General features: G+C 53.3%; 8 protein-coding genes. 1 reads left to right on the top strand and 7 read right to left on the bottom strand.

Translation table 11 applies throughout. From position 1 onward, the window contains the following. Window positions 1-128: 128 nt before the first annotated feature. A complete protein-coding gene (locus NMC31_RS10260) occupies window positions 129-1,397 on the bottom strand; it encodes an OprD family outer membrane porin (protein ID WP_253897851.1) in 1,269 nt (422 codons plus the stop codon). A gap of 535 nt (window positions 1,398-1,932) precedes the next feature. Then, window positions 1,933-2,691, bottom strand: coding sequence for a metalloprotease LoiP (loiP, locus tag NMC31_RS10255; protein WP_149463270.1), 759 nt, complete (start codon window positions 2,689-2,691; stop codon window positions 1,933-1,935). 280 nt (window positions 2,692-2,971) lie between these two features. On the opposite strand from loiP, the gene tkt reads away from it, so the two are divergent. Continuing rightward, window positions 2,972-4,963: a transketolase gene (gene tkt / locus NMC31_RS10250; protein WP_149463271.1), complete on the top strand. Its 1,992-nt coding sequence runs from the start codon at window positions 2,972-2,974 to the stop codon at window positions 4,961-4,963. 44 nt (window positions 4,964-5,007) lie between these two features. Here the strand turns inward: tkt and NMC31_RS10245 are convergent, their stop codons facing one another. The 5 genes from NMC31_RS10245 to NMC31_RS10225 form a co-directional block, all read right to left on the bottom strand. Then, window positions 5,008-5,883, bottom strand: coding sequence for a prohibitin family protein (locus tag NMC31_RS10245; protein ID WP_253897850.1), 876 nt, complete (start codon window positions 5,881-5,883; stop codon window positions 5,008-5,010). A 127-nt stretch (window positions 5,884-6,010) separates the two neighbouring features. Next, a complete protein-coding gene (locus NMC31_RS10240; RefSeq protein WP_253897849.1) occupies window positions 6,011-8,584 on the bottom strand; it encodes a glycoside hydrolase family 38 N-terminal domain-containing protein in 2,574 nt (857 codons plus the stop codon). Next, complete coding sequence (locus NMC31_RS10235; RefSeq protein ID WP_253897848.1) at window positions 8,581-10,569, bottom strand: DUF5054 domain-containing protein; 1,989 nt, start codon at window positions 10,567-10,569, stop codon at window positions 8,581-8,583. The genes NMC31_RS10240 and NMC31_RS10235 overlap by 4 nt, the downstream gene beginning before the upstream one ends. Before the next feature lie 3 nt (window positions 10,570-10,572). Beyond that, window positions 10,573-11,781 carry a CehA/McbA family metallohydrolase gene (locus tag NMC31_RS10230; protein WP_253897847.1) on the bottom strand — a complete coding sequence of 403 codons (1,209 nt, stop codon included), beginning with the start codon at window positions 11,779-11,781 and terminating at the stop codon, window positions 10,573-10,575. Further along, entirely contained in the window at window positions 11,781-13,412 is a 1,632-nt protein-coding gene (locus tag NMC31_RS10225; protein WP_253897846.1) for a PTS transporter subunit EIIC, read from the bottom strand. Before NMC31_RS10225 ends, NMC31_RS10230 begins: the two co-directional genes overlap by 1 nt. Window positions 13,413-13,793: the final 381 nt, after the last annotated feature.

Raw genomic sequence — 13,793 nt, 5'->3', positions numbered from 1 at the left:
GCGGTCTTTTTCCCCCTCACCCTAACCCTCTCCCAAAAGGAGAGGGAACAAACAACGCGAGATGTGACATTTTGCGCAGGGTTTTACCCTCTCCCTTTGGGAGAGGGCAGGGTGAGGGGCGGTTTATATCAGAATACGTTGAACGGATACTCGACGTACACGCGAACTTCGTTCCCGCTCACGTTATAGTCGCTGGCGTTGTTAGAGACGCGCAGTACGGAGTAACGGACTTTGAATTTCAGATCCTTCGCCACGCCGTCCTGAACCTGGTATTGCACCTGGTTGAACCATTCGTGTTCTTTACCGTTGCTGGTCTGCGAGGTTTTGATGTTATCGCCGCGCACGTAAGCGGTGGTCCAGCTCAGGCCCGGTAAACCGAGACCCGCGAAGTCCAGGCCGTAAGATGCCTGCCATGAACGTTCGTCTTCCCCGTTAAAATCGGACCAGTAGGAGTTCGCCAGCCAGATGGTGTTGCCGCCATCGCCTACGCCGCCCTGATTACGGTAACCGCCATAGTTATAGCCAGTGCTGCCGCTGCTCTGCTGGTAAGCAATTTTAAAGGTATGAATATCCCAGATATAGCTGGCAGCCAGGCTCCAGATGCTGTTGCTGCGGCCGGTGTCCAGCGATTCAGCATAGCCCGGAGTCAGGCGAGAGTTATAACCGTTGAAATCAAGAACCAACTGCTGGCCGGTGCTGAACGGTTGTTTGTAGTTCAGGCCCAGGTACTGTTTGTTCATCACATCTTCAATGTGAGACGCATAGATTGCCCCGCTGAACTGGTCGTTAAACTGATAGCTCGCGCCGCCGAAGGAGATGCTTTCGAGGCCGGAGTTATGGCTATCGTCACTCTTACGCTGTTCGTCGGTAAAGTAACCGGCGTTCACTTCCAGGCCGTCGATCTCTTTAGAGGTCAACAGGGTACCGGTGTAGGTTTCGTATAACAGACGAGAATCATCCGCCGTCAGAATCGGCAGCGCCGGGCGCTGGGTACCGTAGCTCAGTACGGTATTCGAGAAACGGGCTTTAACCGTCGCGCCAAATTTCGCGAGGTCAGATTTCGCGCGACCATCGTTATCCTGGGCGAAGAAGTCGATCCCGCCCGCGCCGCTGCGGCCACGGCCACCGTCCAGACGCACGCCATACTGCGCAATACCGTCAACGCCAAAACCCACCACACCCTGAGTGAAGCCAGATTCGAAAGTCGCGATAATACCCTGACCCCATTCGGCTTTATCTTTCAGCCCATCCTGATAATCACGGTTGATATACGCATTGCGCAAAAATACGTCTAAATGGCTGTCATCAACAAAGCCCTGGCTTTCGGATTGCTGGCTGGCAAATGCAGGTGTAGCGGCGATCAGGCCTAATGCAATTAACGATAATTTATTTTTCACGGCGGGAACGTCTCTGTCTGTCTATATTAAAAGTATTGAGTTCCTCGCGATATTCTCCTGAATGAATAACGATTGCAATCATTATATGTGTAAATGTTTCTTCGTTATTGCCGGGTATGTCAGGCCCCTGCTGGCAAGGCTTACAGGGGATGGACTATGGATTATATGGCATTGGTTTATTCTCAAGGAGAGAATGAACATGAAGTTTGTAAATGGCAAAATAAATATCTTTTGAAACGCGATCTTTTGAAATTATTTATTTGGCAATTTTCAGTTGTTGTTAGCAAATTGTGCTGTTTAATTAGCGATTGATGCGATTTAATGATGAATAAAATAAACGCATTAGCTATGAACAAATATTCATAACGAGGATGAACGGGAGGGAATGTGCGCGCTGATGCCCTCACCCCGGCCCTCTCCCACTGGGAGAGGGAGAAAACCGGTGCAGAACTGTTCCCTCTCCCACGGGGAGAGGGAGAAAACCGGTGCAGAACTGTTCCCTCTCCCTCAGGGAGAGGGTGAGGGTGAGGGGGAGTTACTTAATCCCGTCTGCCGCCAGACGCTGACGAATGTGCGCCGCACGTTCCTGCGATGCCGGGTGATCGTCGAACATGGAACTCTGACGACCGTCTTCCAGTTTCGCCAGTTTTTCAAAGCTGGTGGCAAGGCCGGTTGGGTTGATCCCGCGTTTACGCAGTAGGTCGTAAGAGTAATCATCCGCTTCGGATTCCTGGCGCTGTGTAAACTGGGCGTTGACCAGTTTTTCACCCAAATCGCCTAATTGAGACTGGGAAAGACTGCCGACAATTCCACCTGCCGAAGCCGCCGCGGCGCGCAAGGCATTTGTGCCAATGGCCACCTGCATTCCTTTTTTCACGTGACCTAATGCAACGTGACCCATTTCGTGACCAATAACAGCTTCAACTTCATTATCGTTCATCAAGTCCATCAATCCGCTGTAAACGCGGATGCAGCCATTTGCCATGGCGAAAGCGTTCACGTCTTTGGCGACGTACACTTTGTAGTTTACCGGTTGACCGTTGATGTCATTGCCCAATGCCGCGGCGATTTTATTCAGGCGTACTGTGTACTCGCTACTGGCCGGAGCGATGGTTGCTTTACTGTCCATATCCTTACAGGCCTGATCGCTTAACGACTGTACCTGCTCATCACTCAGCGAAAAGGCCTGAAAAGCACCCGCGCCGGAGTTTAACATGCCGTTTGAATCCATATTCTGACAGCCGCTCAGCAGCAGTGAAGCGCCCAGAGCCAGCACGATTGTGCGTGTTTTCATGATGTTTACCGAACTCGCTTATCGATATAAATGTGTAAAAGTGCTCCAGGTAAACGGAGCGGGATTGTGGCTAAGTATAAAGAAAATCCTTAAAGATGAGCGAGAGGTTTGCACAGAGTGTGCCCTGTTCCGGAGATTTCTGAAGCGGCAAAAGGATGGTCCATGTACATGACTTGTCGCTTGGGTTACATTGTTGGCACTTTTTTCTGGCGTAGCCCATAACGCGCGGTCGTCAAGTCGTTAAGGGGCATAGCCTTCAACAGTCCGAACTGGAGTCAAAATGTCCTCACGTAAAGAGCTTGCTAATGCTATTCGTGCGCTGAGCATGGACGCAGTACAGAAAGCCAAATCCGGTCACCCGGGTGCCCCGATGGGTATGGCTGACATTGCCGAAGTCCTGTGGCGTGATTTCATGAACCACAACCCACAGAACCCTTCCTGGGCTGACCGTGACCGCTTCGTGCTGTCCAACGGCCACGGCTCCATGCTGATCTACAGCCTGCTGCACCTCACAGGTTACGATCTGCCGATGGAAGAATTGAAAAACTTCCGTCAGCTGCACTCCAAAACTCCGGGTCACCCGGAAGTGGGCTACACCGCCGGTGTAGAAACCACTACGGGTCCGCTGGGTCAGGGTATTGCGAATGCGGTCGGTATGGCGATTGCAGAAAAAACGCTGGCGGCGCAGTTCAACCGTCCGGGCCACGACATCGTTGACCACTTCACCTATGCGTTCATGGGCGACGGTTGCATGATGGAAGGTATCTCTCACGAGGTATGTTCTCTGGCAGGTACCCTGAAACTGGGCAAACTGGTTGCGTTCTACGATGACAACGGTATCTCAATCGATGGTCACGTTGAAGGCTGGTTCACCGACGATACCGCAAAACGTTTTGAAGCTTACGGCTGGCACGTTGTTCGCGGTGTTGATGGCCACGATGCTGATTCCATCAAACGCGCAGTAGAAGAAGCGCGCGCAGTGACTGACAAACCGTCCCTGCTGATGTGCAAAACCATTATCGGTTTCGGTTCGCCGAACAAAGCCGGTACCCATGACTCCCATGGTGCGCCGCTGGGCGACGCTGAAATCGCGCTGACCCGCGAAAAACTGGGCTGGAAATACGCGCCGTTCGAAATCCCGTCTGAAATTTACGCGCAGTGGGATGCGAAAGAAGCAGGTCAGGCGAAAGAATCTGCCTGGAATGATAAATTCGCTGCCTACGCGAAAGCCTTCCCGCAGGAAGCTGCTGAATTCACCCGTCGTATGAAAGGCGAAATGCCGTCTGACTTCGATGCGAAAGCCAACGAATTCATCGCAAAACTGCAGGCTAACCCGGCGAAAATCGCCAGCCGTAAAGCGTCTCAGAATGCTATCGAAGCGTTCGGCCCGCTGCTGCCGGAATTCCTCGGCGGCTCCGCTGACCTGGCTCCGTCTAACCTGACCCTGTGGTCTGGTTCTAAGCCTATCAACGAAGATACTGCCGGTAACTACATCCATTACGGTGTACGTGAATTCGGTATGACCGCGATCGCCAACGGTATCTCCCTGCACGGTGGTTTCCTGCCGTACACCTCTACCTTCCTGATGTTCGTTGAATACGCGCGTAATGCCGTTCGTATGGCTGCGCTGATGAAACAGCGTCAGGTGATGGTTTATACCCACGACTCCATCGGTCTGGGCGAAGATGGCCCGACTCACCAGCCGGTTGAGCAGGTCGCTTCTCTGCGCGTGACCCCGAACATGTCCACATGGCGTCCATGTGACCAGGTTGAATCCGCGGTTGCGTGGAAATACGGTGTTGAGCGTCAGGACGGCCCGACTGCGCTGATCCTTTCCCGTCAGAACCTGGCGCAGCAGGAACGTACTGAAGAGCAACTGGCAAACATCGCGCGCGGCGGTTATGTGCTGAAAGACTGTGCCGGCCAGCCGGAACTGATCTTCATCGCAACCGGTTCTGAAGTTGAACTGGCCGTAGCGGCATACGAAAAACTGACTGCCGAAGGCGTGAAAGCGCGCGTGGTTTCCATGCCGTCTACTGACGCATTCGACAAGCAGGATGCGGCTTACCGTGAATCTGTACTGCCGAAAGCCGTTTCCGCACGCGTTGCTGTGGAAGCCGGTATCGCAGACTACTGGTTCAAATACGTTGGCCTGAACGGCGCGATCGTCGGCATGACCACCTTCGGTGAGTCTGCGCCGGCAGAGCTGCTGTTTGAAGAGTTCGGCTTCACCGTTGACAACGTTGTTGCGAAAGCAAAAGCGCTGCTGTAATCGGTTAGATACTTGTGAGAAGGGCCGCGAAAGCGGCCCTTTTTTTATTTCGTCGAAATAAACGGCACCGTTGCACCCGGAATCATGGTATCCGGCAGTTTACCGTTCCAGCGTTCAGCGGTCGTTAGCGCGATGAGATTCGGGTTATCGCGCAGCGCTTCTCCGCGCAGACGAATGGCTTCTGCTTCTGCCGCCCCTTTTAAACGAATGGTCTCTGCTTCGGCTTTGGCTGAGGCCAGCTTACTTTCGGCTTCTGCCTGCGCCTGGGTGATGGCTATCTGCGCCTGGATTTTTTCGGTCTCCAGATTTTGCTTACGGGTGGCAATGGCGACTTCCGCCTTCATCCTGTCTTCAATCGATTTTTCATAAGCGTCGGAAAAATCGATATTTTCAATTTGTACCCCATCGATAACGACCGGGCCAATGACGGCTTTACGCATCGCGTTTTGCAGATCCTGCACCAGCTTTGTACGATCCTGTACCGCGCTGATGGCGGTGTACTGACCAAATACGTTTTCCAGCTGTGTAGGAAGCTGGCGGACAATCAGCCTGTCTTTAAGTGCGTCAATGGTGTTGTAGGTGGTGTAGACCGCGCCAGCTTCTGAAGGCGGAATATGGAAGCTGACGGATACGGTCATTTGCGCGGGCTGTTGATCGCGACTGTAAGCCTGAAGCCCCTGATAAACCACGGCCTGATTACGAGTGGAGATCTTTTCCACGCTTTCGATAAACGGGATTTTAAACCCGAGACCCGGCTCAGCGACTTTCACAATTTTTCCATAACGCAAGAGAATACCGCGTTCACCTTCGTTGACGGTGTACCAGGAGAGAAGCATCAGGAAAAGAATAATGAGTCCAGAAAAGGTGATGAATACAATCTTTTGGGGCTGAAAAGGTAACTTTAGGGCAGGCGCTTTCATGACTTTCATCCGTGAGTTAAAAACCGGACGATGGCATAACAAGTGTGAAGATTGAAGCGCACCAATGCACTTTCAGAATTCATAAAGAGAAGCCCGGCCGGCGGTAAAACGACCGGGCACTCCCTTTTTACTCCACTTTAAGTGTTAAATGGTCATAACCCCGTAACCGGTTTTTTTCCTCCGGCTCGCCCATGGCGTTGCACAGATGCGGCAGCCACGGCGCGGGAATCGGTAATTCCTCTGCTGAAGGGTTGTAAAGCCGCACCAGCGTTTGCCCGTACAGCACGTCTACGCCGCTAACGATGAATCCTTCTGGTAGCGCGTCCAGAATTTTTAACCGTGCCATTTCCTGCTGCGGAATATGCAGATCAAAATTATCCAGTCGATGCAGACAGCTGCGATCGTGCTGCCATTGCCAGAGTACCGGCGAGAAGCTGTAGTGTTGCTGACGAATGGCAAGCTGGGCAGGCGAGAGCCCTGCCAGGCAGAGTGCAAATTCAAAATGCAGCTTACCAATGAGGTTGCCTTCGGGTGTTGCCATCCGCTGCCCGGAGGCACGACCCGGACGATAAAGCAGATCATCTTTGCCAAGATTGCCGGTGCCGCGAAACAGCGTCACCCGCAACTCCTGCCCGTGATATTCATACTCTTTCAGGCCACGTGCAAAAAAATGGAAATCAGGATGCGCGCTAAGCTGGTGCATAAACGGTTCGATATCGACAGGCATTTCGGCAAACCCCGCAGCGCTGTTGATGGCCTGGTTTTCGCGTGCGATTGAACCGAAAGGCACGTCGGCGTTTACCGCACTGATCACTTTTCCGCTGTTAAAACGCAGCTGCAGGCGATGCTCGCGTACCTGATTATCGACGCTCATGGCAAAACGGATGATGTCGTCTTCGAGCGTAACGATCAGTTCTACGGCGACAGATCGTGTGTTTTCACTACGCGTGCGGCGATCGTCGTTCAGCGCTTCCGGCAAAGTGAGCGTGGCGCGAAGGTGCATCTCCTGATGTGCCGGATGAAGGCGTATCGCCACGCGCTGAAATGCCGAAAAGAGCAGACCGTCGTCGCCGGGAAGAGGAGAGAAATCATAAAGATCGCCATCATCGCTAACATCGTGAAAGTGAAGAAGTGGTTCCAGTACGCGGCCCTGAATTTTGTCCTCCAGCCGCAATGCGTTGCGGTGCAGGCTCAGGCGATAGTACGCATTTTCAATCGCTGTCGCTTCCGGGATGCTGACGAGCAAAGGCTGTGGCGCAGAAGCTGGTGCTACGAAGAATAGCGCCAGACTCAGCGGCGGAACGGGCGCATTAAGGATATCCACCACATTTTCGTAGTACCACGCCTGCTGTTCAGTTTCGACTTCGCCATCCGGGGTGAGTAACACGTGACGCGGGCGCTGAATTTTCTGCTGCTGACGTAAGACAACCTGCAGCGGCTGACCTGTTTCATCCAGTACGCTGAAATTAGGTTGCGGCGTGATGAGCGTTTGCTGACGCACCGTGACGGTTGGGCTACTGGTGCCGTTGCTGAGCAGGAAGCGATAGTTTTTGTCTGGTGCGAGATTCGCCAGAATCTGACGCGCGTGGAGGCTGTAAATCGCTTCGCCAATCTGTTGCGCCTGGCGGCAGCGGTGAAGGATATCGCGGTTGGTTTCGTCACTGTTGCAGCCGCCCATGCTGTCGTGAGCGTGACTTTCCAGCAGCCAGCGCCACGCCTGTTCAAGAAGTGCGTCGCCGTGGGCTATGCCGTTCAAACGTGCGATTGCCAGCATCGGTTCCGCCAGACGGGTCAGGATCTCTTCGGCATCGAAATTGGCTTTTTTGATGTCGTAGCGTGACGAGCCAATGCTTTTGTGCACACGGGCAAGGCGCGGGATACGAAACTCTCCGCGCCAGTGCGCTAACGTTTTGCCTTCTAATGTGGCAAAGAAGCGTTCATAGCTGCTCACTTCCCAGCGATCGTGACTGTGATGGTTGATCTCCTCAATGAGCCTTTCGAAATCTGCGTCGCAACTGACCTGATCGCCGCCGATCGGGCAGAGAAGATCTTCCGATGTCGTTAAAGTTTTCATTCGCGCGATCAACGGGAAGGTCTCTTCATCCAGATGGTGACGAGAGAAATTTCGCCAGCGACCGCCGCGTTCCGGGTGCGCCAGTGAATAGCCGAACGGCGTGATGACGGTGGTTACGCTGTCGCCATTCAGCGCCTCCCAGTTGAGCTCTGTCGGGCCCATCACGTTGGGGTCATAACCGCGCCGCAGCAAAATGGCGGGCAGGCCAAATGCGCGGGCAATTTGAGGAAGCTGCGCGTGGCTGCCAAAGGTATCGGGCAAATAAAGCACCTGCATGCAATAACCCGCCTGATTCGCATGATGAATGCCGATGCGCAGATTACGGAACAGTGACTCGGTGCTGATGTTGAACAGGTCTGGTTGTGTGTACCACGGGCCAATCAACAACCGCTTTTGTGCCACCAATGCCTGAGCGCGATGAGCCATTTCGGGCCTGAGGCGAACGAAATCATCGAAAATGGAGCTTTGTCCATCAAGATGAAAAACGAAACGCGGGTTGTTCTCCAGCGCGTCGATTAACTCGCTGAATGCCTTAAGGGCAAACAGCTGCGTATCGAGCGTGGAGAAATACCATTCGCGGTCCCAGTGGGTGTGCGATACCGCGTGGATGGTGCGGGCGTCGCTCATGCGGTTTCTCCCAAGTGGAAATGCAATTGATATTCAGCGTGAATATCTTCCTCATACCACATCGGGAAATTGGTGCCCCAGATGTTGTTGTAAAGCTGGCCGTAGAGGCTGGCGCTGGTTTGCGGGTGATCGTTAAAGCAAAGTACGCGCGGTTCGAACAGTGCCAGCAGCGGGGCGTCAATGGGTTCCAGCGTCCAGTTCGGGGTGCTGGCTGACTCCACGGCGTGCAGGTTGCGGTTGCCATTTTTAATGATGTTATGCCAGTTCAGCGGGTAGCCCAGCTTGTCGCACTGGCTGTGTTGTGTCTCGGCAAGGCCGAGTTGCAGCCAGATCTCCTCCGGCAAGCGGTTAGCCTGTTTGCCAAAAATCGAAACGCGCAGGGTGACATCGTGGTGGCTTTTACTGAAACGGTATTCGGTCCGGATTTCCTCCGGCAGACGGATGATCATGCTGTTGTCCGCCATCGGGCGTGTTATCGCCAGTAAATACCAGGCCTCATCGTCTTCACGCCAGCGGGCCTGGTGTAGCGCAAAATCCGCCTGTTGTGTGGTGACAGGGTGCGAATAGAGCTCCATGCCTGGCTTGGTGAAATCGGAGAGCGACCAGACGGAGGTCACCTCCATGTTTTGCATATAGCGCGCGCGGAACTGGTCATACTCCTGATAACCCACCTGACGGTAAATCAGCCGTCCAAGGGGGGCCTGAAGCTGTTCAGCTTCGCGTATCTGCAGCGAGGTCAGGCTACCATCCTGCGCCAGAGAGAGGGTGTAATCACCAAAGCGGAACAGGCGAGAAGCCGTGACTTCACCCTCCACTGCAACGGGGATGGGCTGGCTTGCCTGCACCAGCGCGTCGGGAAGATGGGTAAATGCGCTTTCCAGATAGTTTCGCTGCTCCTGCCACGAACGGGCAAAATGGCGATAGCCTCGAATTTTACGGTGCGGAAGTTTATCGACAAACTGCTGAATGAATGCGTATTTCTCAGGCATCGGATCGGTAACGTTATCGGCTTTACGTGCGCAATCAAACTCCTCGGGCAGGTAGTGGCTGTAATCGCCAAGATGCAGTTTGAGATCCATGCCCCAGGTGTGTTCCGGGATCATCAGCAGCGCATCCAGCGCCTGCGGATTGGGCTGTGGCAGTTGTGCAAGCAGGGTTGTCACCCGACGGTAGCGGCTGACTTTTGCCGGGTCGGTGCCGATTCCGTGATTCCAGGTGTCACCCATTTCGGCCTCAATCACCGGTAGCATGTGACGCACGGTTTCCAGCCGCGCGGCGAAGTTATCGAGCGTGGAGGCGCTGACTTCCGCCTCCGGATAGCGCTCCCGGTAGCGGTCGATAAGCTGCAATACATGGCTTGCCGAGGGTGGCGAGCAGTTATCTTCTGCATGGCAGAAGACCAACAGCTCATCCAGCACTTCGCACCAGGTTTCATTGCCATAGCCGCCGAAGGAGTAGTTAACGATGAGACTCTTGTCGCCATATTTCCACAGGAACAGCGGCGGCACGTCGGGTGGGCAGGATGCCGGGTTAACGCCAAGATGCAGATAACGAACGCCCGCATCAGCAAGCCAGGGAATCAGCGTTTGAGGATGGCCAGGAACGTCGGTCATTTTCGCGGCGATGGTGTGACGTCCGAAACGCGCATCCAGCGCCTGACTGTATGAAAGACCGTGTTGTAACAGCTGCGGTGTCAGCAGTTCGCTGTGGGTGGTGAACGGCAGCGCATGCCAGACAATATCGCCCTGCTTAATTGCCTCGACAAGCCTCTCCTGAGACGCGCGATCTGCCTTCTGGAAATAGCGCTGAATGAGCCAGGAGCCGCAGCTCCAGATAAAGTTTTTTTGCCCGTCGCGGTTCACCTGCTGGGCAAGATTGATGACCGACGGAATAAACTCATTCAGGTATTTATCTTCAATCACCTGCGCAAAATCGGTGAAACCGATGTCCAGATGCGTTTTATAGATAATGTGTACGCGTTTCATTTTTCACTCCCTGAAAATGGGGTTGGTAATCAACTGGGCTGTCTGTTCGTGATTAACCCGTAAAAAAGCAAATGTGCTGTCGCTGCAATCGACGTCCTGATTGATATGGCCGTTACGGTTGTTGAGCAGATAGATTTTCTTCTGCGTGTAAAGCAGGACCTGGTTGTCGGGGCGGGTATCGAGATTGACCTGAAGCACATGGCGGTTCGTGGTTTCGCCAATACCATCGTCACCCATGACAAAACGGTTTAACCGGGTTTCACTGTCGCTATGCAGATAACTTTGCCCACGTTCAAGGCCACGCAAGATATCCTCGCGCTCGGCGCTTTGCGTCAGTACGCTGATGCGCGGCAGGATCTGATCTTTCTCTTTATGAAAATCGCTACCTGCGGTAACCGGTACTTTGATGCCGTCGTACAGCAACTGTAACCAGTACTGGAAGGTCATCTCATTGCCGGTGGCATCCCATGGGCCATTCCATAGCTCCAGCCAGTCGTGGCCGCGAAACGGCAGCATCCAGGGGCAGTAGTGGCAGAAAGGGTGATTGATGCCGATGCGTGCGCCGTTGCGGCGAGCCTCGTCCATTTTGGCCGTGATATCTTGCTCGCTAAAATGCGGAAGAAAGCGTTCCACGGGCTGGGTCAGACCAAGAAAGTTAACGTGCCCGCGATCGGTGGTGAGTTCCATGCCGGGAATGAGCGTCAGCGGCGCGTTCATTCCGGCAATCACCCGGTTCTGTGAGGTGGTGTTGTGATCGGTCAGACACAGGAAATCGAAGTTCAGTCCCATTGCGCGCTCAATTAATGCCTCCACAGAAAGCTTGCCATCACTGTGTTCCGAGTGGACATGCGTATCGCCCGTCAGCCATCGAGCCGTTTTGCGCTGCAAAGTGATATCGATATCGATGCGGCATTCGCCACGAATTTTGTACAGACCGAGCAGCACCGACCAGGTGCCTTTGCTGATGGGCGTTCGGAGGTAGCCCGGCGTGGCGAATGATTCGCTGATAACCAACTCCTTTCGCGCGCCGCCGCTCCAGCCAATGATCTCATCACCGCGTGCGAGGCCCAGATCCACCACATTTCCTTCGCTAAAACGGTAGCTGATAATCAGCTTATCGACCTCGCCGTCCACTTCGAAGGTAACGGGCCTGAGCTGTTTCTCATCGTAAGGATGGGAAACAACACTTTGGTGCAGAGTAGTGGATTCCATTACGCTTCCCCCAGCAGTTCTTTGCAGTCGCCGGCAATCATCACCACTTCCGCGCCGTAAATGACCTGCAGGCCTTTTTCACTGACGTGGACGACGCCTTTCGCACGCAGGCTTTTTTTCCAGACGTCGTCGCTGGCGACGCGAGCCGGGTCAATGACCTCGACGCGGAGTCGGGATATACAGTTATCGAACTGCGAAATATTTTGTGGGCCACCCAGGGCATCAATAATCTGTTGGGCAAAAAGGGTGCTTTGCGCCGCGCTGGCATTCGCTTTGTCTTTAAAGTCTTGCTTACTGAACAGCCTGACGCCTTCGTCTGCAGCGGTGTCCTCTTCGCGGCCTGGGGTCATCACGTTAAAGCGCGTAATCAGATAGCGGAATAAAAAATAGTAAACGGCGAAGAAGAGCGGGGTCAGCCACAGATAACCCCACATATCGAGTTTATCCGGCTGAAGCAGTACAGGAAGAATGTCTTTCAGACAGCCGCCATATACGGAAATATTCGCCATTTCTGACAAGACAAAAATCAGGCCAGTTAGCGGTACGTGCACAAAGTAGAACAGCCATGGCGCGACGAACAAAAAGGTGTATTCAATGGGCTCGGTAATGCCAAACAGCATCATGGTTGCGACGACGGGGAGCAGTAAGCCGGCGACCACTTTTTTATGACTTGAGCGTGAACAGTGGTACATCGCCAGGGCGGCACCCGGCAGTGCACCGAAGTGAATCACCACGCGGCCAGACTGAAAACCGCGTACCAGTAGCTCGTGCGACGATTCACAACCCAGCTGCGCCATATAAATATTGGTGGTACCGCTGACCAGGTTATCGCAAATTTCCATCGAGCCGCCGAGTTCGGTCAGGCGGATAGGTGTTGTGATAAGGTGGTGCAGCCCTACGGGGAGAAGCGATTTATCAGCAATCGCCCAGATAAAGGTGCCGAACAGACCGGAATCGCCGATCATTTTACTGAACTGCGCCAGCATCCAGCCAATGGGGGGCCAGATAAAATAGAGCGCCACGCCCATCAACGCCCCAACAACCAGCGTAACAATGGGTACCGTACGCGTACCGGCAAAGAATGAAAGCACCAGCGGTAGCTTCACATTATACAGACGATTGTGCAGCCAGGCGGTGGTCAGGCCAACCGCCATCCCGCCAAAAACGCTCATGCGATAGGTGAACATGCCCAGTTCGGTGGTATAGATTGAAGCTTTCTGTACGGCCGCTACCGGGTCCATGTGCTGCTGAGTGATAAACCAGTCTGCGGTGGTGGTTTGCGCGCTGATGCCCTGGGAATCCAACAGTGTGTTGAGGATATAGTGCATCGCCATAAAGCACACTGCGCCAGAAAACGCGGCCCAGGCTTTCTCTTTCTTTGCCAGCCCGAAAGCGACGCCGATGGAGAAAAAGAGCGGAAGATTGCGAAATACGACATCGCCAGTGGCTTTCATGACGCTAAAGGCGATGTATCCAGGCGAACCTTTGCTGATGAGCGAGGAGAGATGCAACGCTGCAAGGGTTTCTGTATTCGTGAAGGCGCTGCCAAAGCCCATAAACATGGAGCCAATGGTGATAATCGATATAGGGACCAGCATGGCCTGGCCAATCATTTGCATCTGCTGCTTCATAAATTATCCTTGTGAATATATCTTCCGATGATAAATCGGCTGAATTCCTCTGTTTTTATTTGCGGCCTTCTGGATTTTTATATTTATATTGCAAATGTAATTAGCGTATTTTTTATTGATGACGCTAATAATTATTAGTTACCACGCAGGCCGCATGGCTGCAGTGTTTATTTAAAAACGAACGGGAAGTTTATCACTGTAAAAATGGGATTGTGTGACAGGGGCGGCGATAAATAAATATTGAAGATATCTATGATTAGTGCGTATTTATTTATCGCAAAGAAAAGCCCCGCCGAAGCGGGGCTAGTCAAGGTACAACGTTAGCCAGTTTCAAATTAAGAATAGCGGTACGGAATTTCTCCTTCGCTTAGCGTATAAATA

Source organism: Pseudocitrobacter vendiensis, assembly GCF_943590815.1.
GTDB classification, from domain to species: Bacteria; Pseudomonadota; Gammaproteobacteria; order Enterobacterales; family Enterobacteriaceae; genus Pseudocitrobacter; species Pseudocitrobacter vendiensis.
Note: the sequence above shows the minus strand (reverse complement) of the source record. Positions and strands in the feature narration are given on the sequence as shown.